Genomic DNA, 21104 nt, shown 5'->3' with positions numbered 1-21104 from the left:
TGAAGCTCAGACCGCGCCGATGGCTGTCCTGACCTTCGCGGTCAGGGCCTCCAGTTCGTCAAGCAGCGCGGGTTCGACGGCCCTGAAGTTGAAGCAGGTCTTGCCCTGCCGCCGACGCGCCAACTCATCCGACAGGGCCTCCGCCAGCACCGGGTGGTCGTAAAGCGGCGGCAGGTGGAAGGCGACGTAGCTCTTGCGCATCGTCACCGTCCCGAACCAGCCGGGCTGGCCCTTGGCATCCAGGACGCGAGTCCGGACCACCAGATCGCCGGGCACATCCCGGGTTACGTCCAGCCCGTCGCCGTGACGCAGCATCAGCGCGCGCAGGGCGTCAAAGACTTCCTGCCGGTCGCTCATGCCCGGGCCCTCGCCCGCATGAAGCGGCTGTTGCGGAGCAGGATGGCGCTGACGACCGAGACCAGCAGCCCCACCGGGAAGATTTCCACAAAGGTCATGGGCAGGCGATACAGCGGCGACTGATAGGCCACGGCCATCTCTCGATAGCTGGCCTCCAGCTTGCGATAGGCTTCGCCCGAAAGGCCCTCGGCGCGGCGGGCCTCAAGCGTCGCGTTGATGTACTGCTCCATGAAGGCATGGTCGGTCATCGCCAGATAGACTTCCCACACCAGAACGTAGGCCAGAGACGCCACCAGGGCGATCGCCAAGCCCACGCCCAGCGCCGGAAGGAAGCGGATCACCCCGCCCCGCTCGCGGTCGCGATAGCGCTTCACGCCCATGAAGACCGCCGACATGCCCAGCAGCATGATCAGATAGCCCAGCCAGACATTGCCGTGCGGCTGGTCGCCCGCCAGCACGATCGTGCCGATGATGCCGGTGATGATGATCAGGCCGGCAACCAGCCCGTAGATGAAGATGATGCGCGCCATGACGGCCTCCCCGCTGATGTAACGCCTGCACCCTGCGCCTCCATCGACCGCTCGCCTATCACCCGTATGGGTGAATTCGACGGAGTCACCCGCTCAGGGGATCAGGCCGAGGTCGCGCGCCCGACCCACCGCCTCGGTGCGGGTGCCCGCCCCCAGCTTGGCGAACAGGTGGGCCAGATGCGTCTTGACCGTATTGGGCGACAGGCCCAGCGTCCGGGCAATCTCCTTGTTCGCACGGCCGGACGCCAGCTCCGCCAGCACCCGCATCTCCTGCCCCGTAAGCCCCAGTGAACGGATGGCGGCCTCATTGCGAACGAAGTCGGGTCCGTGCCGACGCGTCGCCACCTTCCAGCCCAGCCAGACTCCCCCGATGGCGAACAGCCCCGCCACCACCGCTACATAGGCATCCGGTGCAAACAGGCGCGTGGCCCTCTGCATCTCCAGCCAGGCCAGCAGGAAGGCCCCGAGCGCCAGGACCAGGCCTGCCGTGACCACCGTCCGGATCATGGCGGGATATCCTGCGAGAACCGTCAGCGGCAGGGGTAGCGTTCGACCATCCAGCTGCGCACAGCCTGGTTCAGGGTCTGGTTCTGGCGCGCGGCCGGAACCGCCTTCATGCGCGCCACGATTTCGTCGGGCGACAGGCGAATCCGTTCAGGCATGCAAAATGGAGGGGTGCGCCCCGCGCGTCGGGCCGCGGCCTCTTCGGCCCGCGCCGCTTCGAAGGCGCCCTGTATGGCGTTGGCGGCGCGCCGGACCGACGGCCTCAGGAACGCAGAAGCATCCCTCGGGGCATTGGCGGCGATCTGATTGAACTCGCGCACAGACATCTGCGCCTGGGCAAGGGCTGGCGTCGCGACCATCAGGGTCAGAACACTGATCAGGGCAAGGAGACGCATGTGACACTCGCATCCGGTTGAACAGGCAGACCGGGATAGAAGCAGGCTTCCGGCGCATCCGCCACGGCTTTTCTGCATCGGCCTGTCGCGCGCCCCGGCCCGGCTCCTGACAACACCCGCGAACCCTGCTACACGCCCGCGCCATGAGCGCAGCCGTCATCGTCTTCCCCGGGTCCAACTGTGATCGTGATTGCAAGGTCGCCGTCGAGCGATCGACCGGCGCGCGCGTCGACATGGTCTGGCATCAGGACACGACCCTGCCCGATGGCCTGGACCTGATCGTCATTCCCGGCGGTTTCTCCTATGGCGATTACCTGCGCTGCGGGGCCATGGCGGCCCTGTCGCCGGTGATGCAGGCCGTGAAAAAGGCCGCCGACGATGGCGTGGCCGTGGTCGGCATCTGCAACGGCTTCCAGATCCTGTGCGAAGCCGGAATGCTGCCCGGTGCCCTGCTACGGAACCGGGGCCTGAAATACGTCTGCAAACCCATCAGCCTGACGGTCGCCAACGGCCAGACCCGTTTCACCTCGGGCTATCAGGGACAGCGCGAGGTACTGATGACCCAGGGCAATGGCGACGGCAATTATTTCGCCGAGCCTGAGACGCTCGCCCGCATCGAGGGCCAGGGCCAGGTGGTGTTCCGCTATGTCGACAACCCCAATGGTTCGGTCAACGACATCGCCGGAATCCAGAACGCGCGCGGAAACGTGCTGGGCATGATGCCCCACCCCGACCGCGCCTTCGAGGCCGAGCTCGGCTCCGCCGACGGCGCCACCCTGTTCCGCAGCGTGCTGGACGCGGCATAGCGCCCCGCTATTGAACCTTTGCCGTTCCGGTGCGTAATGCCGTCATGCAAACGCCCGACGCCCTCTCGACCGCCCTCCTCCGCCGCCTGATCCTGCTGTCGGCGGTGATCTTCGCCATCGCCATCGGCTATTCCCAGACCGCCTTGGGCTGGGGCCAGAGCCCGGCGGAATTCGCCGCCGACAGCGACGAGACGCTCAAGGTCGCGGGCTATGCCTTTTCCATCTGGGGCCTGATCTATCTGGGACTGTTCGCCCATGCGGTGTTCCAGCTGCTGCCTCAGGGGCGCGACCGCCCCCTGACCGTGGCCCTGGGCTGGCCCGCCGTCGGCGCCCTGCTGGGCATCGGCTGGTGGGTCGTGGCCGCCGCGCTGGATGCCGAGACCACCACCATCATCCTGATCTTCGGCTCCCTGCTGGTGATCCTGATCCCGCTGCTGCTCAAGGCCCGCCAGATCCGCGCACTGGGGCGCAAGGATGCCGAGCTGTGGCTGACCGCCTGGCCGCTGATGCTGCTGGCCGGATGGCTGACGATTGCGGCTCCGGTCAATCTGATCACCGTCCTGACCGGCAACGACGCCCTGCCCGATATCCTGCCCCCGACCACCTGGGCCATTCTGGCGGTGGGGCTGGTGTCCCTGACCGCGCTGCTGGTTACCGCGCGCCTGCGCCAGATCGCCTATGCCCTGCCGATCGCCTGGGGCCTGCTGGCGGTGTTCGTGGCCGAGCAGCCGCGCAATGCCCTGCTGGCCTATGTGGCCCTGACCGCCGCCGTCGCCGTGCTGGTCGCCGCCATCATCCTCAGCTTCCGCCTCGCGCCCGTCAGAAATACACCGCCGGCCGATCCGCAAGGCTGACTCCGGTCCCGAACCTCGCTAGAAGCGCCAGCCATGAGCGCATCGAAATCCATGGCCGAACTGGCCGCCGAATACGGCCTGTCCCCCGCCGAGTATCAGGTTGTCCTCGACCGCCTGGGGCGAGAGCCCAATGACGTCGAACTCGGCGTCTTCTCGGTCATGTGGTCCGAGCACTGCTCCTACAAATCCTCGAAGATCCACCTCGGCAAATTCCCGACCAAGGGTCCACGCGTCATCTGCGGCCCGGGCGAGAACGCCGGGGTTATCGACATCGACGACGGCGATGCCTGCATCTTCAAGATGGAGAGCCACAACCACCCCAGCTTCATCGAGCCCTATCAGGGCGCGGCGACCGGCGTGGGCGGCATCATGCGCGACGTCTTCACCATGGGCGCCCGGCCTGTGGCCCTGCTGAACGCCCTGCGCTTTGGCGACGTGAACCATGAGAAGACCCGCCGTCTGGTCTCGGGCGTCGTCTCGGGCATCGGCGGCTATGGCAACTGCGTCGGCGTGCCGACCGTGGCGGGCGAGACCAATTTCCACGCCGGCTACAACGGCAACATCCTGGTCAACGCCATGTGCGTGGGCTTGGCGAAGGCCGACAGCATCTTCTACTCCGCCGCCCCCGGACCCGGCCTGTCGGTCGTCTATTTCGGCTCCAAGACCGGCCGCGACGGCATCCACGGCGCGACCATGTCCTCGGCCGAGTTCGACGATGAGTCCGAGTCCAAACGCCCCACCGTCCAGGTCGGCGACCCCTTTGCCGAAAAGCTGCTGATCGAGGCGACCCTCGAACTGATGGCCTCCGGCGCCGTCGCCGCCATTCAGGACATGGGCGCAGCCGGCCTGACCTCCTCCTCGGTCGAGATGGCCGGCAAGGGCGGCGTCGGCATCGAGCTGGACATGGACGCCGTGCCCCAGCGCGAAACGGGCATGACCCCCTATGAGATGATGCTGTCCGAAAGCCAGGAGCGGATGCTGGCCGTGCTCAAGCCGGGCCGCGAGGAAGACGGCTATCGCATCTTCAAAAAATGGGGCCTGGATGCCGCCGTCATCGGCCGCACCACCGACACCGGCCGTCTGGTCCTGAACCATCACGGCAAGGTCGTCTGCGACGTGCCGCTCGCGCCCCTGTTCGACGACGCCCCCCTCTATGACCGCCCCTGGGTCCAGCCCGAACTGCATCCCCGCATCGATCCCAAGGATGTGCCCGCGCCCGACAGCTGGCCCGACGCCGTCCTGAACGTGGTCTGCTGCCCCGACATGGCCTCCAAGCGCTGGCTATGGGAACAGTACGACCGTCACGTCATGGCCGACACCCTGCACGACTCGGCCACCGGCGCCGACGCCGGCGTGATCCGCGTCCACGGCACCGACAAGGGGCTGGCCGTGACCAGCGACTGCACCCCCCGCTATGTCCAGAACGACCCCTATGAAGGCGGCAAACAGTGCGTGGCCGAGGCCTGGCGCAACCTGACCGCCGTGGGCAGCCGCCCCATCGCCATCACCGACAATCTGAACTTCGGCAATCCGCAGCGGCCCGAGATCATGGGCCAGATCGTGCGCGCCATCGACGGCATGGCCGAGGCCTGCCGCATGCTCGACTTCCCGGTCGTGAGCGGCAATGTCAGCCTCTACAACGAGACCAATGGCGTCGCCATTCCCCCGACGCCCACCGTCGGCGCCGTCGGCCTCCTGCCCAACTACGACGTCGTCACCGGCTTTGGCGGCATGGCCGAGGGCGAGACCCTGGTCCTGATCGGCGAGACGCGCGGCGAGCTGGGCGCGTCCCTCTATCTCCGCGAAGTGCTGGGCCGCGAGGACGGTGCCCCCCCGCCGGTCGATCTGGCGCTGGAGCGTAAGACCGGCGACTTCGTGCGCGGGCGGATCGAGGCCGGGGCCCTGACCTGCGTCCACGACCTCTCGGACGGTGGCCTGATCGGCGCGGCGGCCGACATCGCGCTCGCCTCCGACTGCGGTATCGAGCTGGACGCCACCTCGCCCGAGCACGCCCACATCCTGCTGTTTGCCGAGGACCAGGCCCGCTATCTCGTCGCCGTCGCCGATCCCGCCACCCTGATCGCCGACGCCCAGGCCGCCGGCCTGCACGCCTCGGTCGTCGGCCGGGCAAAGGGCCGCGACTTCACATCGGGAGGACCGGGTGGCGACCTGTTCCGCATCCCCCTCGACCACCTCCGCGAAATGCACGAGAGCTGGATGCCCAACTGGATCGAAGGCCGCGCGTGATGCGCGTGCTGGCCCTCGCGATGGTGCTGACGGCCTGCAGCTCCGCTCCCATGAACGCGCTTGATACCTATGGCCGATGCACGCTCGTGGTTCGCTTCGCCAGCAAATGCTGCGGCATCGACCAGCAGACCCGGGGGCGCGTTGCCGATTTTCTGAGGTCGGATCCCCGAGTGGTTTCGGTCACCGAGCACTCTTGGGGCCGCGAGGGCGAAGTGGACGTCTGTGTTCAAACGCGCCTCGGGCTCGACTATCCGGAGTTCTCCACCTTCTACACGGCGCTTGGTGATCTGCTGCCCGAGAATGCAGAGGGCACCACCGGTCCGGTCTCATTGCTCCTAATCGGAGAGGACAACGAATGAGCGTGTCGCCCCATCGCCGTCGCCCGATGACGTTTCGCACGATGGCGGTTTCCGCCCTCGCCCTGGCCCTGGCCGCTTGCGACGGCGGCGGCGACCCGGTTCAGCAGGCCCTGCGCGATGCCTCCGCCGAACGGCATGCGGCGGCTCTGAAAACCACCGAGGAGCTTGAGCGCCAGACTCCGGTTTCCCGCACGACGGAAACCGCCGATGAAGCCAATGTCGCGCGATTGATCGCCGACCACGAAGCCGCCATCGCCACGGCCCGCCGGATGCTGGACCAGTCGCAGGACCCGGACCTCCGCCGCATCGCCCAGGCCACCCTCGACACCCGCACCACCGAACTCGCCGAACTGCGCGCCTGGCAGGCAGGGCGGTAGCCAGGCGTCGTGCCCTTCTCCCCTTGTGGGAGAAGGTGCCCCCCGAGAAGGGGGCGGATGAGGGGGCTGCGCTTAAAATACCGAGCCTCAAGACGCGTGCGCCTTCGCAACCGCTGAGAGAGACCCCTCATCCGAGCCGCTCACGCGGCCCACCTTCTCCCACAAGGGGAGAAGGATCGGGAACGCTGGGCTTGGGCATTCAACCATCAAATCCGCCCGCCAATTCCCCTGCCCTTTCAACGCCCCCACCGTTTCCCGCATTGTTCTCCGCGCCCTGGTCCCCGCCTCGCCCATACTGTCCGGTTGCCATAGACCCACCGACGGAGGCGCAGCCCTTTCAGACCATTCAGACGGTTCAGACGGTTCAGACGGTAAACTTCACCCCCTCTCCGATGGGAGAGGGGGCGGGGGGTGAGGGGTCTCCGTGTCCTTCGGCGTGAGCCGTCGCACCGGTCGTGCCACGGCTATCGCCGACGGAGAACACCGCCCCTCATCCGGCGCTCGCGCGCCACCTTCTCCCATCGGGAGAAGGGTCAAGGACAGCACCATTCAGACCATTCAGACGGTTCAGACGGTTCAGACGGTTCAGACGGTACTTTTCCACCCCCCCACCGTCTGAATTCCCGCCCTCCCCTTCCCCTCGCCCCGCATCAGCCGTCACAATCGGGCTCTAGCCTGAGCGCCCCACCCTTCCGGAGCCTTCCCATGCGCCTGCCCTCGCTGTCCCGTCGTCAGATGATGCTGTCCCTCGGCATGGGGGGCGTGGCGCTGTCGGGGGCGCGGCCGGCGGTCGCCGACCCGGTCTTCATCGACTATCCGTTCCAGCTGGGTATCGCCTCGGGCGACCCGCTGCCCGACGGCTTCGTCATCTGGACCCGGCTGGCCCCGCGCCCGCTCGAGATCGGGCACGGCATGCCCTCGGCTGCCGTCCCGGTGAAGTGGGAGGTCGCCACCGACACCGGCTTCTCCAGCCCGGTCCGCTCGGGTGAGGCCATGGCCCGCCCGGAACTGGGCCACGCCGTCCATGTCGAGGTCGAGGGTCTCCAGCCCGGTCGTCCCTATTTCTACCGCTTCGTCGCCGGGCGTGAGCGCAGCGCCACCGGCCGCGCCGTGACCGCACCCGCTGCCGGCGCCGCCGTCGACCGCGCCCGGTTCGGTGTGCTGGGCTGTCAGGCGTATGAGCAGGGTTTCTACACCGCCCATCGCCGCGCCGCCGAAGAGCAGCTCGACTTCATCTACTGCTACGGCGACTACATCTATGAGGGTCGGGCCAGCCGCCTCTACAACGGCTCGGGTGGCACCTTCGAGAACCCCCGCCAGCATCTGGGCGGCGAGGTCTACAGCCTCGACGACTACCGGCGGCGCTATGCCCAGTACAAGATGGACGCCGACCTTCAGGCCAGCCACGCCTCGACCGCCTGGTTCTGCACCTGGGACGACCACGAGATCGACAACAACTGGGTCTCGGCCCTCGACCAGGACGGCACCCCGCCCGAGGTTTTCATGCTGCGCCAGCAGGCCGCCATGCAGGCCTGGTACGAGAATATGCCGGTGCGCCGCTCGGCCTTCCCCCGGGGCGCGTCGCTGCAGCTTTACCGCCACGCCGGCTGGGGCAATCTGCTGGACCTCAATCTGCTGGATACCCGCCAGTATCGCTCGGACCAGCCCTGCGGCGACCGCTGGGCCACGACCTGCGCCGGGGTCGGCGACCGCAACGCCCAGGTACTGGGCGAGGCCCAGGAGCAGTGGCTGTACCGCAATCTCGACCGCTCACAGGCCCGCTGGAAGGTTCTGGCCCAGCAGATCATGGTCATGGACCTCGACCGCAAGGAAGGGCCCGACCTGGGCTTCAACCTCGACACCTGGGCGGGCTATGCCATCCCGCGTCGGCGGCTGCTGGAGCGGGTGCGCGACCGGCGGATCGACAACCTCGTGGTCCTGACCGGCGACGAGCATCAGAACTATGCCGGAGAACTGCACATCGACGGGCGTGACCCGTCGGGCCGGCCGGTGGCCACCGAATTCGTCACCACCTCGATCAGTTCCTCGGGCGACGGCACCGACCAGCGCGCCGACGGCCGCCGCTATCTGGCGGACAACCCCTTCCTGAAGTTCAACAATGCCCAGCGCGGCTATGCCGTCTGCGACGTCACGGCCGAGCGCTGGCAGACCGAGTTCAAGGTGCTGGACAAGGTGTCGGACCGGGCGGGCACCCTGTCGACCCGGGCGACCTTCGCCGTCGAGGCAGGCAATCCGCGGGTGGTGCCGGCCTAGAGGGTCAGGCCTTCGCCGCGCCGGCGCGCAGGCCCCGCTCGGCCAGGGCGACAATCGCCACCCCGCCCATGGTCAGAGCCGCCCCGGTCAGGATCTGGGGCGTCAGCACATCGCCCATCAGGCCCCAGCCGATCAGGATCGACACCACCGGCGTCGCCAGCAGATAGGGCGTCACCCGCCCGGCCTCGCGCCGCTGGACCAGCCAGAAGACCAGGGTGGTGGCCACAACCGACGAGGCCAGCCCGCCCCACAGCACCGAGGCCCAGGCGATCGGCGGAGCGCTCATCGCGGCCCCGATCTGGTCGCGCTCGAACGCGAACGAGGCCAGGGCCAGCACCGGCATGGTGACCGTGGCCAGCAGGCCCTGCATCTTGAGCGGCGGGATCGAGGTCGTGCGACGGGCGATCACCGTTGTCAGGGCCCAGGCCGCCGCAGCAGCAATGCCGACCAGGATGGCGTCCCAGTCCTGCAGAACATGGGGGTCCGCCGACATCCACACCACGCCGACAAAGGCGACCGCCAGCCCCGCCAGCGCCGGACCCTTCAGCCGCTCGCCCAGCAGCAGGAAGGCGAACAGCGCCGTGAAGGGGATCCACAGCTGCGACGCCACCGACACCGGACTGACGTCATCCGCCAGCCAGAAGGCCACATAGATCAGTCCGTAGTGCAGCGGCCCGCCCACCCCCACGATCAGCAGCAGGCTCTTCCAGTTCGGGAAGGGCGGGCGGATGAAGGCGAGAAGGCACAGGGCCGTCAGGGCGAACCGCAGCGAGCCCGTCATCAGCGGCGGCAGGGAGTCGGTCGCCACCTTGGCCGCGGCGTTGTTCACGCCCCAGATGACGATCACGGCGACGATGGCCGCGATCTCCAGCAGGCTCAGTGTGTGCGGAATCAGGGGGCGGTTCTGGGTCACGCGCCGCTCATGGCACAGTTCCACGCCGCCCGCCCGTCAACAGCGGTGACGGACGGTTTCAGGCCGGTGAGGTCCTAGAAGGGGATGTCGTCGTTGAGGTCGTAGCTCTCCTTCGGACCCGACGGGCGCGACTGGCCGCCCGAGGAGAAGCCCGAGCCGTAGTCGTCGTCCGAACGGCCGCCACCCCCTGACCCGCCGCCGTCACCGCGACCGCCCAGCATGGTCAGATTGCCATTGAAGCGCTGGATCACCACCTCGGTCGTGTACTTCTCGACGCCCTGCTGGTCCGTGTACTTGCGGGTGGTCAGCGAGCCCTCGACGTACACGGTCGACCCCTTCTTGAGGTAGTTCTCGCAGACCTTGACGATGTTCTCGTTGAAGATGACCACCTGGTGCCATTCGGTCTTCTCCTTGCGCTCGCCCGTGGCCTTGTCGCGCCAGGTTTCGGACGTGGCGATCCGCAGATTACAGACCCGGTCCCCGCTGTTGAGGGTGCGGATTTCGGGATCCTTGCCCAGATTGCCGATCAGAATGACCTTGTTGACGCTGCCCGCCATCTTCCAACTCCGCTTCTCAGGCCCTCTCGCGGGCCATTTGTTCTGTTAATGTTCTCAACCAACGGGTGCCCGGCGTCAAGCCACGCGGGATTATTGCGCGGGCGCGGTCGGGGGATTTTCGGCAACCGCCAAGGGCCTGCCGTCCTCATCGCGCACTATGGCGCCCGGAACGGCCAACCGCCCGTCGCCGGTGCGGGCCAGGGCGAAGAAGCGGGCACCGGTAAGGCTCCGGCCGAACTTCACGCCCTGCTGGTCGATGAAGATGAACTGCCCCTGATAGGCTCCGATGATCTCACGGTTCGAACCGCCCATCCGCAGGAACCGGACCCGCATCTCCTCCAGACGCGCGGCGCACAGTTCGATCTGCGGCTGGTCCCGCGCGACGACGTTCAGACGCGGTTCCTCGCCCCGGGTCTCGCTGGGCACCACATAGTAGCAGACGCCGGGGTCAAAGGGGGGCTCGAACTCCCGGGCGCAGCCGGAGAGGGCCACAGCCGCCAGAATCGCGACAGCGACGGCACCTCTCATCGACCCATCTCCGGGAAGGTGCAGGTGCGCCGGTCCTGTTCGGCCAGGGTGCGGAAGTTGGCATTGTCCGAGGACTGCTCGACCCGACCGGGCACCAGACGCAGGGTCAGATCGCCCCAACGGCCATAGCGGGCCTCGCCCGGCCGCACGCAGGTCCCGGAATAGAGAAGCTGAACACAGGCCTGCAGCCCCATCCCGCTCGACAGCGACCGCCAGTCCGATCCGGTGTGGCGCAGACAGGCGGCGACCGGACCGGACGGGGCCTCCGCGCGCTCGACCGGCGCTTCCACGATCGGCGGAACGGGCTCGACCTCGATCGGCGGCAGGGTCGGCGGCGGCGCCAGGGAGGCGGTGGGGGCCGCCACGAGCGCGCCGGTTTCGTCCAGACCGACATCCAGGGCCTCGGTCGCGAGGCCATTGCGCTGGGCGCACTGGTCCAGTGTCAGCATGCCCACGAACTGTCCTTCGACAAAGCAGCGCAGCTCGCGCGTCGGCTCCAGCGACTGCGCCTCGGCCACATCGACCTGGAGCTGCCCCTTGGGACCCTCCGGCGTCTCCCCGCCCCCGCCGCGTGTGAAGACCAGGGCCAGCACAATGGCCAGGATCACGGCCAGACCGGCACCGATCGCCAGGATGATGCGATTATCAGGAGGGGTGGCCATGCGGCGGAGCTCGACAGGAACTAGCGAAGGCGACCAATAACCCCGACCTCCCCCGTGGCGTCAACCGCCTTCGGCCGATCCGACGTCTCTCAGCCGCCCAGTCGCGCGAGGGCCGCCTGATAGTTTGCGAGCTGCGCCGTCAGATAGGCCGGCACCGGGCCGGAGGTCGCGTTCCGGGTCGTCGAGGGTGCCAGGGCCCGATAGGCGTCGCGCACGGCCTTCATGGCTGTCTGCAGGCGTTCACCCGAAGCGGTCCGGGCTTCCTGGGTCAACAGGCTCAAGGCCTGCGGCAGGTCCAGCCCGAAGGTCCTGGGGCCGTTGCCGGAGGCCGTCGGCCCGACGAATCCGGCCGACAGGCCCAGCCCGGCCAGAGCGTCACGCCCCGGCTCCCCGGACACCAGCACGGCGCCCTCGCGGCCGTCGCGGGCGGTGATCGACAGGCGCTGCACCCCGGCCAGGACGGCATTCAGCCCCTCGGGCGCATTCGCCGCCGTCGCACTCTCCGAAACCACGGTGACCTTCAGGCGGGCCCCTGACGCCAGTTCGATCTTGCGCGCCAGGGTTTGCAGGGTGTCGCGCGCCTCAATGGTCACCGCAACTGCCCGACCGCCGGAGGCCGGCACGACCGAGAACCGGTCCCCAACCCGCAGCGACGTGGCATCGACCAGCCTCTTTGACTCGCTCTGCACGATCTCTCCGGACGGCAGGCCCAGCCGATCCAGTATGCTGCTGCCCCCGGTGGCCACCGCCAGCGTCAGGGGCGCCGCCTGCTCATTCTGTCCGGCCCAGCTACGGCTCCATTCGACGGCCCCCGTCAGGGGATCGATCCGGCTGAGATACCCCTGTACCGGGTCCTCGTCCTTTGCCGACACGGCGCGGGCCGAGGTGCCGGTCATCCACAGCTTTCCATTCAGCAGCCTGACGTCCGAGACCGCGTCTTCGTCCTCGGTCCCGATATAGGTCAGGCGCTCGGCCCCGGAGGCCGCCAGATCTTCGGAGAGCACGGCGACGAAGGCATCGAGCCCGCCGTTGTGCGCCTGGTTGACCGCGCCGACATCCAGGGCGGCGTTGCGGGTGACCCCGGCCACGATGACCTGGCCCTGATCGACCTCGAGCCCCTTGATCGCCCCGTTCATGGCCCCGAGGTCGCGGGTCGACAACAGCTGCGGCTCGCCCCCGGGCGTCAGCTGGAAGCGACGGACGATCAGCCGGCCGTCCTCTTCACCCGCCGTGTAGAGACTGTCGCCGCTGATGGCGGTCGCCTGGACGGCATCGTCCCCTGTGGTGCCGAACTGGAGGGTGCCGTCCACGGTCGCGGTCCAGGGCGCGGTCGGATAGGGTTGGCTGCTGGTGAAGGCCTGCACATAGGAATCCCAACCCCCTATCCCGGCGGCGCCCGGCATGGCGGACTTCGCCCGGCCCGTGACGATCACCTGGCCGCCGGGCCCGAAGGCCACACTGGTCGCCTCGTCCGCGGCACGCGCCCCCCGACGCTGGGTCCACAGCTCCTGACCGTTTTCGTCGAACAGGGTGACAAAGCTGTCCGCCTCGCCGGCCACATCGCCGCTCTGGCCCGGGTTCAGGGCACCGGTGACCGAGCCCGCGACCGCGACCCGTCCCGCCCCATCGACCGCGATGGCGTAGCCCGAGGCCTGATCGGCCGCCCCGAGAGCCCGCATCGTCACCACGCGTCCCGCCGAATCGAGCTTGATCAGGGCGACGTCCGACTGGCCCTTGATGGGCAGATTTCCGGGCCCTTCCTTCATGTCGGCGACCAGCCACAGGGAGCCATCCGGTCCGGTGGCGCTGGCGCGAACGGTCTTGATACCGTCGGGCAGGGGCGTTTGTGACACGCGTCCGTCAACCCACTGGGTCTCGCCAATGCGTGCACTGGCCATGGTCGCGGCGGTGTCCGTATCCGCCTGAAACTTCAGAAGTTCGTGGGCCCCGTTCGTACCGGTTCCCTGAACCACATAGACGGCGTCCGACAGATCCGGCGCCGAGAAGGACACCGTCTCGGTCGAGACTCCCCGGATCGCCAGCGACCACAGATCCGGGCCCGCCGGAAGGGTCACGGTGCGGCCACCGACCTGCAGGGTACGGACCTCGGCCGCCTGGCGTTCGCGACCGACCCGCGTTTCAAGACCCGCCGCTTCAAGCTTTTCATTGATGTGGGCGGTCACGGCTCCCAGGGTGCGGGGCGTCGCGCCCATCTCGGACAGGTCGATGCGGATGGTATGGGTGTCGTTCAGGCGCTTGACCTGGATATCGAAGATCACATCCCCCGCGAACGCCGCCACCGGTGTGTCGATGTCTCCCTCGTGGATCGGCGAGGTGATGGATATGGCTGAATCCCGGCGCACCCCGGCGCTGGTCTTGCTGATCGACTCGGTGACCCCGGCGACCAGCCGCACGTCCTTGAAGGGGGCCGAGGCCACATAGCTGCTGATTTCCTTCAGCCCCTGATCGAACCGCTTGGTGATCAGGGGCAGTTCCGTCGTGCTGATCCCCTTCACACCCGCCCGGTTGGCCAGGGCAGTCAGGCTTTCCAGCCCCTGATAAAGGGCGAACAGGCGGCGGTAATCCTCGGACGCCGAGGCGACATCCAGCCGGGCCGCCGTCTCATCGATCAGGCGTCGTCCCCCTAGGGCGGACCGGACCAGGGCATCCGCTTTCGGCACGGCGGCACCGGACGACCAGGGCGGCGTCGGCTGGGCCTTCTTCGTGGCGAGCGCGGACGCGCCCGACAGCCTTCCCGAGGAAAAGGTCGATGTGCCCCCGTACAGGCCAAGAAGATAGCTGTTGTCGATCATGGCGCGCTCCTCGCCAGTCTGACGGCTGCGTCGGAATGAAGCGTTAACGTCCGTCCACGGAACCCCGAATCGACCTAAGGGTTAACGACAGGTTCGCTGAACGGCCCGATGGAGCTTACGCCCATGGTTGTGTTGAGTAGGCTGCTGATTTCCTTCCTGTCCCTGTACGGCCTCACCAGCCGGCCCGAGCGTCGGGGCCGACCGGCTCCGATCCTGATCGGGCGATCAGGGCTGCCCTGAAGGACGTTCAGCGGGGCACGCTGACCTAGCTGCGGAACAGCGACAGGATGACCTGCGGTGCCTGGTTGGCGATCGACAGGGCTTGTGCACCCAGCTGCTGCTGAACCTGCAGCGCCTGAAGGCGGGCGCTTTCCTTGGCCAGGTCGGCATCGACGAGGTTGCCGACACCCGATTCCAGCGTGTCCATCAGCTTGGTGACAAAGGTGTTATGCGCCTCGATCTGCTTGGCCTGCGCGCCAATTTCGCCGAGCGCCGAGTTCAGGGCCGTGATCGAATTATCGAGCGCCGTCAGGGCATTGGTCGCCCCGGTCAGGGTCAGAAGCGAATCCGACAGCGACAGACTGATGATCGATCCGTTGAGGCTCAGGTCCTTGCTGGACAGGGTGATTGACGAGCTGGCGTCGGCATTGGCCAGGAATTTGATGCCGTTCGACAGACTGCCGTTCAGGATATTGCCGCCGTCAAAGCTGGCGTTCTGCACCGACGACTGAAGGGCGCGCAGCAGGGCCTTGAAGTCTGCGTTCAGCAACTCGCGGGACTGGGTTTTCAGCGACTCGTCCTTGGCCGCGACGACCTTTTCCTTGAGCTGGTTCAGAAGATCCGAGACGGATTCACCGGCCGAGAGGGCGACGTCGGCGATCGAGGTGGCGCGGTCCAGGCTCTGCTTGACCGCCGAGAGCGCGCCGATGTCGGCCCGTTGCCCCTGGGCAATCGCCCAGATGGCGGCATTGTCCTTGGCCCCCTGAACCTTCAACCCGGTGCTGATCCGGTTCTGGACATCGCCCAGGCGGTCATTGGTTCGCGTCAGGTTCTGCAGGGCGATGGCCGCTGCGGTATTGGTGTGGACGCTGTTCGTCATCCGAATCGGGCCTCTCGCTGATGTGACGAGAGGCTAGGGGCGATTTCATTTGCACATGGTTAACGCGCACTAACCACGCCGTTTAACCACGCAGGGCTGCCCTGCATGGCATGGAAGTCTCGATTGTGGTCACCTCAGAGGGAGGTGTTGATCACCGTTCCGGGCGCGTAGCCCTTGTGGCTTCCCAGCCGCGCAACCTCTTCCCGGGGCAGTTGCCGAACGACTTCGCCGGTCTCACGGTCGAGCACCTTGTAGATGAAGACACCCTTTCGGGCGCTTTGCTCGATGACCAGTTTGTAGCGGGCGGCCCTTTCCGCCTCCTGAGAGGCGCGGGACTGATTGAAGTCGCCCCCCGTGGCAGATCCTGCCGGGGCGACGGTCGCGGTGATGGGTCTTATCCTGGCATGTGTATCCATATCTCCCTGCGTCGGGTTTGGACCGACGTCTCCGGTTCAGGGCTCGGACGACGGGGCGGAGGCGCGAACGCCCCCGCCCCTGAAATCGCTCCTTAGCGGAACAGTCCGAGCAGGATGGAAGTCGAAGAGTTGGCGATCGACAGAGCCTGCACACCCAGCTGTTGCTTGGTCTGCAACGCTTGCAGTCGGGCGCTTTCCTTGGCCAGATCGGCGTCGACCAGGTTGCCCACGCCGGTTTCCAGGCTGTCCTGCAGCTTGCTCACGAACTTCAGGTGAGTGCTGAGGGAGTTGGAGCCCGTGCCCAGACGGGCCAGAGCCGACGACACATTGTCGATCGAGGTGTTGATGACACCCAGGGCCGTAGTGGCCAGGGTCGAGGTGCCGATGGTCGCCGTGGCGGCCAGGGTCACGTTCGCGCCACCCAGCGACAGGTTTTCACCCGACACCTTGATGGTCGAACCCGTGGCGTTCGACAGGGCCTTGAAGCCGTTGGTTCCGGTCGAGTTGTCCAGCAGGTTGACGCCGTTGAACTTGGCATTCGTGACGACGGTCGTGATCTGGTCACGGATCGACTTGAAGTCCTCGTTCAGGGCCTTGCGGGCCGAGGTGGTCAGCGAGGTGTCGCTGGCGGCCAGGGCCTTTTCCTTCAGCTGAACGAGCAGCTCGGACACCGACTCGCCGGCGGCGATGGCCACATCGACGGCCGATTGGCCGCGTTGCAGGCTGTCCTTGACGGCGTTCAGGGCACCGATTTCCGAACGCTGGCCCTGGGCGATGGCCCAGATGGCACCGTTGTCCTTGGCGTTCGACACCTTCTTGCCGGTGTTGATCCGCGACTGGACGACGGAGAGTTCGTTGTTGGTGGATTGCAGGTTCTGCAGGGCGATCATGGCGCCCGTGTTCGTGTTGACGCTGTTCAGCGGCATACCGATAGTCCTTGTTTCAAGGTGTCCGACGCCGTTTTGGCTGCCGGGAGCATTTTGCTCGATCCACAGACAAGCAAGACCGACGCCAGACCCGGATTTTCGGGCCAGAACCCAAGCCCTTGTTTTTTATCCGTTAGATTGCCTTAACCACGCATTTTGCCCGGCAAATTCTGCCGGGTCGGACGCCTGAACGGCAGATTATGCCGGGTATCACGGCAATTTCTGCCGGACGGCCTGTTCCGCCGCCGCCCGCGCCGCCCGCTCGGCCATGAGGGTGATGAGAGCCAGTCGACGGGCCGCATCACAGGCCACCAAGGCCTCGCCGCGCGCCAGATAGGCGGCTTCCAGATCCGCAAGGGTGGGCGAGGGTCCGAGGGTCACGAGGCGGCACGGTCGCGTCGCCTCAATCGGCAGGCTCAACAGGACTGGCTCCGGCGCAGGTGGCGGGCGCGTGCCGGCACAGCTCGCGGTCATGATCATGAAGGCGACGCACCCGATCGGGCGCCAGGGGTATAGCGGCATCATCGGCCTCTCTTGCTTGCTGAATGGCCGCGGCGGTGGCGCGCCCGACCTCGATTTCGGTGTCACGGGCGGCCGCGACCTCGCGACTGACGATAAGGTCCCCGTCCCGCTCGGCCCGACGGGCATGGGCGTCGGCCTCGGCCCGTTCCGCGCGCGAGCGGGCCGCCGCCAGCCTGCGCTCCTGCAGGTTGAACGGATCCCAGCGCAGCCCCAGCCCATGCGCCGCCGCCAAGGCCAGCGCCACAGCGACCAGACCGACGACCACCCAACCCCATGATCGCAGGGCCCTCATGCCGGATAGGCCTTCCGGTCCAGTTCGAAGTGCGGCCCGTCGCGCAGGCGCGGCCAGTCGCCGCCCCAGACGATCTTCACGTCACGCGCCTGGGCGGCCTGCTTGAAGGCGGCGGCGATGCGCGGATACAGCGGCCAGTCCCAGCGGATTTGCCCCCCCACGACCGCCGCAACGTCGATGGCGTGCCCCGTCAGATGCCGCGAGTTCAGGGTGCGGCTGGCGCCCGCCTTGATCAGCGCCGCCTGCCGCGCGGGTGAGCGCAGACCCTCGGTCACCATGAAGTCGACGGGCGACATCGCCAGGGCCGCCTCGGCCACAGCCACCAGATCCGGATGAACGCCCTCCAGCGCGCGGCGGGATCGGACGGAAAAGCGAAAGCTCATGACCGCCCTCCCGCGCCGAGCCGGAAACGGGCGCTCATCGCCACCATTTGCTGGGCGGTGGGTGCCACCAGATACAGCAGGGTGATCAGGGCGATCAGCATCAGCAGCTGCTCGATAATCGCCGGCAGGGCCTCGACCGGCGCGCGCGCAACGGCGCGGTGCACCAGCGTCCACAGCACCAGACTGCTCAGAAACACGAACAGCCGTCGCCACAACCAGCGCCCCTCGGCCAGCGATACGTCGTATGTCTTCGTCGGATCTGCGTCTCTCAAAGTTCGCCCTCCCTCTCTTCTCGCTCCGGGCCACCAAAGTCGGCGGCGATCTCCTCCAGACAGGCCTCCAGCGACAGCCGGGCCGGAGCCTCCCACATCTCGGCGTCCAGCAGGGGCAGGCCGCGGGGCCCGCCCGTCCGGGTGTCCACGCGCCGTCTCATCCGACCGCCACCAGCAGGATCAGCCCGTCGGCCCCGGCCCCGCCCGCGCCGCCGGCCACAACGCCCGCGCCCCCACCCCCGCCGCCAGCGCCATAAAGACCGCCTGCGCCGCCCGCATGGCCGGACGTCATCGAGGCGCTGCCGCCGCCTCCGCCGCCGCCACCCGGCCCGTGCACCGGCTCACTGGCTGATGTTCCCGAACTTCCGGGAGCGTCGCTTCCGCCCGCGCCGCCCTCCGCCGGATGCAGCAGAACCGACCCGGCACCTCCACTCCCGGCCGCCAGGACGGCATCGGCTGCGGTCAAGCCGCCCCCCGCACCCCCGGTGCCGCACGAAACTGCCCAGAGGCCGAGCCCCGTGGTGCCGGCCTCACCGCCGACGCCGCCAGACGCACCGCCCTGCCCGCCCCCGGCGGCCAACAGTTGCACGCCCTCCGAAAGGATCCGGGTGGCCCCACCGTCCGCTCCGGGGGCACCGCCCGCACCCACAGCCAGGTCCAGCGCGCCTGGCAGGCCGTCTACGGCCCACACCGCGTGGCTTATTCCGCCTCCGCCACCGCCCCCGCCGCCCGGTCGTTCGGTGCCGCTCGCGCCCCAAGCCCCGGCACCGCCGCCTCCGCCGCCCCCCACGATCGTCGCCTCGACCCAGCGCGCCCAGTCGGGCGGAGACCAGGCAGCATCTTCAGGCATGACCGTGGCCTCACGCCGCGTCGCCCCGAGCGGAAAGCTCACCCGGGCGTTGGCCGGATTGACCTTCATCGCCTCGGTCCAGACCTCGCCGTCCGCGCTGACCTTCAGCCCAAAGGCATCCTCTCCGATCAGACCCAGTTCGGCCCGCCCCGACCAGCCGCTCTGCAGGATCAGCGACAGCACCCCCGAGGGGCCGACCTTGTTCAGCACCAGCCTCAGGTCACCGGTCCCGCCCTCGCCGGTCTCACGGGCGGTCCACAGGGCCGAGTTCAGCCGGGCGAGGAAGGGATTGGCCGCATCCGCCGTCGCCCCGATGCCCAGTCGCTCAAGGCTCTGGAGTTCGCCGAGGAAAGCCGCGAGCGGTATCCAGTCCCCTGCATGCCGCACCACAATCTCGCCCGTGTCGGCGATGACCGCGATCAGTCCCGCCGGAGCGGCCACCCGGGTCCACCCCCCGCCCTCGGCCCGCATCAGGCTGCCCGCCGGATGCAGCGACCAGGCCGCCCCCTCCGCCGCATCCGGCAGGATGTAGAGCGCGCCGTCCGGCGGCGCCTCCGGCTGGATCACCAGGCTGCGACTGCTGGCACAGCATTGCACCAGTCCGTCCAGCCGGGTCAGCGCCTCGTTCAGGGTCACATGTTTCTGCATCTGCCCGGCCGCCAGATAGGGCAGGCCCAGCCGTGCACTCGTATCGCTCATCACCGCATCTCCCGAAAAAACCTTCGGAAGCAGTGTGATCAACCTGGCGCCCCGGTCGGAAAGATCGCTACGCCAACCGACTGGGCCTTTGTTTTTGCGAGAGAATCAGGGCGCAGGACGCACATCCGACTGTCCCGGCCAGAGCCTTCGGCCTGGCGGACGCGACCTAAAGCGGCTGGAATTCGCCCTGGGCGACGACCGGTCCGTCCGGATGGTCCGGATTCGGTGTGTGTCCCGGCTGTTCCATCGACACGGCCACGGCAATGGCCTCGGTCGCCTGATTGACGATCACGCCCTCCAGGCTGTGGCGCGAGGTCTCATGCCCATCGATGGCCCCGACCAGCTGCACGCCAGCCCCGTCCGGCAGGACCAGCCACAGGTGCGGGATGCGGGTATCCCCCTCCATCTCGCGCGTCGGCGCCAGATAAAGCTCTCCGGTGGCACTGTCATAGGCCAGGGTCAGGGCGGTGACGCCATTGTCCAGCTTCAGCGTCGCCACCCGTGTGATGGACCCGGCGACCGGCGTGGTGGCCGGATCGGGCGCGGGCGCGGGCGTGGCGATCAGGACGGCGACGGCGGCGAGGCTGGCGGCCAGCAGACCCGTCGACCCGATGGCCCAGCGGCGCCAAAACACCACCGCGTTGTCATTGGCGGCCCCGCCCGTCGCCGCCAGGATACGCGGCCACAGGCTGGCCGGGGGTTGCACGGGTGCGACCTCGTCCGCCAGCCGGCCCAGCTGCTCGTTCCAGCGGTCGACCTCTGTGCCGAACGCCGGGTTTCGCGCGGCTTCGGCTCGAGCCTCGGCTTCCTCGGTCGGGTTCAACACTCTCAGGGCGTATTCGCCGGCGCGTGTGATGCGGTCCTCGTGATCCGAAGGAGTCATTGTTCCAGACAGCTCCTGAGCTTCAGAAGCCCCCGACGAATCCAGCTCTTCATCGTGCCGAGCGGCGTGTCTTCACGCTGGGCCAGCACCTCATAGGTCACGCCCTCGAAAAAGGCCGTGCGAATGACCCGACTGACCTTTTCATCCAGCTGGTCGAGGCAAACACCGAGACGCCCGGCGTCGTCCGCAATTTCAATATGATCCAGAGCCGAGGGCGCGTCGTCAGCCAGATCATAGGCCGCATCCACCGGCACACTGTTCCGCGCGATGCCACCGGCGCGCAGGCGGTCGATCGAGCGGTTCCGCGCGATCGTCACCAGCCAGGTGATGGGGCTGGCACGGCCGGGGTCAAAGGTAGCGGCCTTGTTCCACACCGTCAGATAGATGTCCTGCATAACGTCCTCGGCCAGCTGCCGGTCAGACAAGATACGCAGGCACACGCCCATCAGCTTCGCGGAGGTGGCGTCATAGACCCGGCGAAAGGCCGCACGGTCTCCCCGGCCGGTCTGTCCGAGCGCTTCGGACAGGGCATCACGATCGAATATGGCTGTCATCCGGTCTCCTGCCGACCCCAAGGGCGCCAATA

26 protein-coding genes are annotated in these 21104 nt (G+C 67.8%); 6 read left to right on the top strand and 20 right to left on the bottom strand.

What is annotated here, in order from left to right; all coding sequences use genetic code 11:
- Nucleotides 1-6: 6 nt before the first annotated feature.
- The 4 genes from IBJ06_RS10110 to IBJ06_RS10095 form a co-directional block, all read right to left on the bottom strand.
- Complete coding sequence (locus IBJ06_RS10110) at nt 7-357, bottom strand: hypothetical protein (protein ID WP_292159853.1); 351 nt, start codon at nt 355-357, stop codon at nt 7-9.
- Nucleotides 354-887, bottom strand: a complete 534-nt coding sequence (locus tag IBJ06_RS10105; RefSeq protein ID WP_292159851.1) for a DUF4199 domain-containing protein — start codon at nt 885-887, stop codon at nt 354-356. Before IBJ06_RS10105 ends, IBJ06_RS10110 begins: the two co-directional genes overlap by 4 nt.
- A gap of 93 nt (nt 888-980) precedes the next feature.
- Nucleotides 981-1394, bottom strand: coding sequence for a LuxR C-terminal-related transcriptional regulator (locus IBJ06_RS10100; RefSeq protein WP_292159849.1), 414 nt, complete (start codon nt 1392-1394; stop codon nt 981-983).
- A gap of 23 nt (nt 1395-1417) precedes the next feature.
- The gene (locus IBJ06_RS10095) at nt 1418-1786 is read right to left on the bottom strand and encodes a hypothetical protein (protein ID WP_292159847.1); all 369 of its coding nucleotides are present in this window, start codon (nt 1784-1786) and stop codon (nt 1418-1420) included.
- Nucleotides 1787-1929: 143 nt separating this feature from the next.
- Between IBJ06_RS10095 and purQ the strand changes: the two genes are divergently transcribed.
- The 6 genes from purQ to IBJ06_RS10065 all read left to right on the top strand — a co-directional run bounded on the left by purQ (nt 1930) and on the right by IBJ06_RS10065 (nt 8703).
- Entirely contained in the window at nt 1930-2592 is a 663-nt protein-coding gene (gene purQ, locus IBJ06_RS10090) for a phosphoribosylformylglycinamidine synthase subunit PurQ (protein ID WP_292159845.1), read from the top strand.
- 44 nt (nt 2593-2636) lie between these two features.
- Nucleotides 2637-3446 carry a hypothetical protein gene (locus IBJ06_RS10085; RefSeq protein ID WP_292159843.1) on the top strand — a complete coding sequence of 270 codons (810 nt, stop codon included), beginning with the start codon at nt 2637-2639 and terminating at the stop codon, nt 3444-3446.
- A gap of 33 nt (nt 3447-3479) precedes the next feature.
- Nucleotides 3480-5693, top strand: coding sequence for a phosphoribosylformylglycinamidine synthase subunit PurL (gene purL / locus IBJ06_RS10080; protein ID WP_292159841.1), 2214 nt, complete (start codon nt 3480-3482; stop codon nt 5691-5693).
- Entirely contained in the window at nt 5693-6052 is a 360-nt protein-coding gene (locus IBJ06_RS10075; protein ID WP_292159839.1) for a hypothetical protein, read from the top strand. The genes purL and IBJ06_RS10075 overlap by 1 nt, the downstream gene beginning before the upstream one ends.
- Nucleotides 6049-6429: a DUF305 domain-containing protein gene (locus tag IBJ06_RS10070; protein WP_292159837.1), complete on the top strand. Its 381-nt coding sequence runs from the start codon at nt 6049-6051 to the stop codon at nt 6427-6429. The genes IBJ06_RS10075 and IBJ06_RS10070 overlap by 4 nt, the downstream gene beginning before the upstream one ends.
- Before the next feature lie 705 nt (nt 6430-7134).
- Nucleotides 7135-8703: an alkaline phosphatase D family protein gene (locus IBJ06_RS10065; protein ID WP_292159835.1), complete on the top strand. Its 1569-nt coding sequence runs from the start codon at nt 7135-7137 to the stop codon at nt 8701-8703.
- A gap of 4 nt (nt 8704-8707) precedes the next feature.
- On the opposite strand, the gene IBJ06_RS10060 is transcribed toward IBJ06_RS10065, so the two are convergent.
- From IBJ06_RS10060 to IBJ06_RS09985, 16 genes are all read right to left on the bottom strand, one after another.
- Complete coding sequence (locus IBJ06_RS10060) at nt 8708-9616, bottom strand: DMT family transporter (protein WP_292159833.1); 909 nt, start codon at nt 9614-9616, stop codon at nt 8708-8710.
- 74 nt (nt 9617-9690) lie between these two features.
- Nucleotides 9691-10173, bottom strand: a complete 483-nt coding sequence (ssb, locus tag IBJ06_RS10055; RefSeq protein ID WP_292159831.1) for a single-stranded DNA-binding protein — start codon at nt 10171-10173, stop codon at nt 9691-9693.
- Between the two features lie 90 nt (nt 10174-10263).
- Nucleotides 10264-10701 carry a hypothetical protein gene (locus IBJ06_RS10050; protein WP_292159829.1) on the bottom strand — a complete coding sequence of 146 codons (438 nt, stop codon included), beginning with the start codon at nt 10699-10701 and terminating at the stop codon, nt 10264-10266.
- On the bottom strand, nt 10698-11363 hold the full coding sequence (locus IBJ06_RS10045) for a hypothetical protein (RefSeq protein ID WP_292159827.1): 666 nt from the start codon (nt 11361-11363) through the stop codon (nt 10698-10700). The genes IBJ06_RS10050 and IBJ06_RS10045 overlap by 4 nt, the downstream gene beginning before the upstream one ends.
- A gap of 89 nt (nt 11364-11452) precedes the next feature.
- A complete protein-coding gene (locus IBJ06_RS10040; RefSeq protein ID WP_292159825.1) occupies nt 11453-14176 on the bottom strand; it encodes a transcriptional regulator in 2724 nt (907 codons plus the stop codon).
- 265 nt (nt 14177-14441) lie between these two features.
- On the bottom strand, nt 14442-15275 hold the full coding sequence (locus tag IBJ06_RS10035; protein ID WP_292159823.1) for a flagellin: 834 nt from the start codon (nt 15273-15275) through the stop codon (nt 14442-14444).
- Nucleotides 15276-15409: 134 nt separating this feature from the next.
- The gene (locus IBJ06_RS10030) at nt 15410-15691 is read right to left on the bottom strand and encodes a flagellar protein FlaG (RefSeq protein ID WP_292159820.1); all 282 of its coding nucleotides are present in this window, start codon (nt 15689-15691) and stop codon (nt 15410-15412) included.
- A gap of 92 nt (nt 15692-15783) precedes the next feature.
- A complete protein-coding gene (locus tag IBJ06_RS10025) occupies nt 15784-16617 on the bottom strand; it encodes a flagellin (RefSeq protein ID WP_292159818.1) in 834 nt (277 codons plus the stop codon).
- A gap of 210 nt (nt 16618-16827) precedes the next feature.
- Nucleotides 16828-17037 (bottom strand): hypothetical protein, encoded by a 210-nt coding sequence (locus IBJ06_RS10020; RefSeq protein WP_292159816.1) that lies wholly within the window; start codon nt 17035-17037, stop codon nt 16828-16830.
- Nucleotides 17021-17431, bottom strand: coding sequence for a hypothetical protein (locus IBJ06_RS10015; protein WP_292159815.1), 411 nt, complete (start codon nt 17429-17431; stop codon nt 17021-17023). Before IBJ06_RS10015 ends, IBJ06_RS10020 begins: the two co-directional genes overlap by 17 nt.
- Entirely contained in the window at nt 17428-17814 is a 387-nt protein-coding gene (locus IBJ06_RS10010) for a M15 family metallopeptidase (RefSeq protein ID WP_292159812.1), read from the bottom strand. Before IBJ06_RS10010 ends, IBJ06_RS10015 begins: the two co-directional genes overlap by 4 nt.
- Nucleotides 17811-18086 carry a hypothetical protein gene (locus IBJ06_RS10005; protein WP_292159810.1) on the bottom strand — a complete coding sequence of 92 codons (276 nt, stop codon included), beginning with the start codon at nt 18084-18086 and terminating at the stop codon, nt 17811-17813. The genes IBJ06_RS10010 and IBJ06_RS10005 overlap by 4 nt, the downstream gene beginning before the upstream one ends.
- Complete coding sequence (locus tag IBJ06_RS10000; protein ID WP_292159808.1) at nt 18083-18235, bottom strand: hypothetical protein; 153 nt, start codon at nt 18233-18235, stop codon at nt 18083-18085. Before IBJ06_RS10000 ends, IBJ06_RS10005 begins: the two co-directional genes overlap by 4 nt.
- A gap of 8 nt (nt 18236-18243) precedes the next feature.
- Complete coding sequence (locus tag IBJ06_RS09995; protein WP_292159805.1) at nt 18244-19635, bottom strand: DUF2793 domain-containing protein; 1392 nt, start codon at nt 19633-19635, stop codon at nt 18244-18246.
- A 166-nt stretch (nt 19636-19801) separates the two neighbouring features.
- The gene (locus IBJ06_RS09990; RefSeq protein ID WP_292159803.1) at nt 19802-20518 is read right to left on the bottom strand and encodes an anti-sigma factor; all 717 of its coding nucleotides are present in this window, start codon (nt 20516-20518) and stop codon (nt 19802-19804) included.
- A complete protein-coding gene (locus IBJ06_RS09985) occupies nt 20515-21072 on the bottom strand; it encodes a sigma-70 family RNA polymerase sigma factor (protein WP_292159801.1) in 558 nt (185 codons plus the stop codon). Before IBJ06_RS09985 ends, IBJ06_RS09990 begins: the two co-directional genes overlap by 4 nt.
- Nucleotides 21073-21104: the final 32 nt, after the last annotated feature.

It is taken from the genome of Brevundimonas sp., from assembly GCF_016742135.1.
GTDB lineage: Bacteria > Pseudomonadota > Alphaproteobacteria > Caulobacterales > Caulobacteraceae > Brevundimonas.
Note: the sequence above shows the minus strand (reverse complement) of the source record. Positions and strands in the feature narration are given on the sequence as shown.

Bases quoted from the DNA above. Each gene is read 5' to 3' on its own strand.
- IBJ06_RS10110 (WP_292159853.1), bottom strand. From the start codon at position 357: ATGAGCGACCGGCAGGAAGTCTTTGACGCCCTGCGCGCGCTGATGCTG.
- IBJ06_RS10105 (WP_292159851.1), bottom strand. From the start codon at position 887: ATGGCGCGCATCATCTTCATCTACGGGCTGGTTGCCGGCCTGATCATC.
- IBJ06_RS10100 (WP_292159849.1), bottom strand. From the start codon at position 1,394: ATGATCCGGACGGTGGTCACGGCAGGCCTGGTCCTGGCGCTCGGGGCC.
- IBJ06_RS10095 (WP_292159847.1), bottom strand. From the start codon at position 1,786: ATGCGTCTCCTTGCCCTGATCAGTGTTCTGACCCTGATGGTCGCGACG.
- purQ (WP_292159845.1), top strand. From the start codon at position 1,930: ATGAGCGCAGCCGTCATCGTCTTCCCCGGGTCCAACTGTGATCGTGAT.
- IBJ06_RS10085 (WP_292159843.1), top strand. From the start codon at position 2,637: ATGCAAACGCCCGACGCCCTCTCGACCGCCCTCCTCCGCCGCCTGATC.
- purL (WP_292159841.1), top strand. From the start codon at position 3,480: ATGAGCGCATCGAAATCCATGGCCGAACTGGCCGCCGAATACGGCCTG.
- IBJ06_RS10075 (WP_292159839.1), top strand. From the start codon at position 5,693: ATGCGCGTGCTGGCCCTCGCGATGGTGCTGACGGCCTGCAGCTCCGCT.
- IBJ06_RS10070 (WP_292159837.1), top strand. From the start codon at position 6,049: ATGAGCGTGTCGCCCCATCGCCGTCGCCCGATGACGTTTCGCACGATG.
- IBJ06_RS10065 (WP_292159835.1), top strand. From the start codon at position 7,135: ATGCGCCTGCCCTCGCTGTCCCGTCGTCAGATGATGCTGTCCCTCGGC.
- ssb (WP_292159831.1), bottom strand. From the start codon at position 10,173: ATGGCGGGCAGCGTCAACAAGGTCATTCTGATCGGCAATCTGGGCAAG.
- IBJ06_RS10050 (WP_292159829.1), bottom strand. From the start codon at position 10,701: ATGAGAGGTGCCGTCGCTGTCGCGATTCTGGCGGCTGTGGCCCTCTCC.
- IBJ06_RS10045 (WP_292159827.1), bottom strand. From the start codon at position 11,363: ATGGCCACCCCTCCTGATAATCGCATCATCCTGGCGATCGGTGCCGGT.
- IBJ06_RS10040 (WP_292159825.1), bottom strand. From the start codon at position 14,176: ATGATCGACAACAGCTATCTTCTTGGCCTGTACGGGGGCACATCGACC.
- IBJ06_RS10035 (WP_292159823.1), bottom strand. From the start codon at position 15,275: ATGACGAACAGCGTCCACACCAATACCGCAGCGGCCATCGCCCTGCAG.
- IBJ06_RS10030 (WP_292159820.1), bottom strand. From the start codon at position 15,691: ATGGATACACATGCCAGGATAAGACCCATCACCGCGACCGTCGCCCCG.
- IBJ06_RS10025 (WP_292159818.1), bottom strand. From the start codon at position 16,617: ATGCCGCTGAACAGCGTCAACACGAACACGGGCGCCATGATCGCCCTG.
- IBJ06_RS10015 (WP_292159815.1), bottom strand. From the start codon at position 17,431: ATGAGGGCCCTGCGATCATGGGGTTGGGTGGTCGTCGGTCTGGTCGCT.
- IBJ06_RS10010 (WP_292159812.1), bottom strand. From the start codon at position 17,814: ATGAGCTTTCGCTTTTCCGTCCGATCCCGCCGCGCGCTGGAGGGCGTT.
- IBJ06_RS09995 (WP_292159805.1), bottom strand. From the start codon at position 19,635: ATGAGCGATACGAGTGCACGGCTGGGCCTGCCCTATCTGGCGGCCGGG.
- IBJ06_RS09990 (WP_292159803.1), bottom strand. From the start codon at position 20,518: ATGACTCCTTCGGATCACGAGGACCGCATCACACGCGCCGGCGAATAC.
- IBJ06_RS09985 (WP_292159801.1), bottom strand. From the start codon at position 21,072: ATGACAGCCATATTCGATCGTGATGCCCTGTCCGAAGCGCTCGGACAG.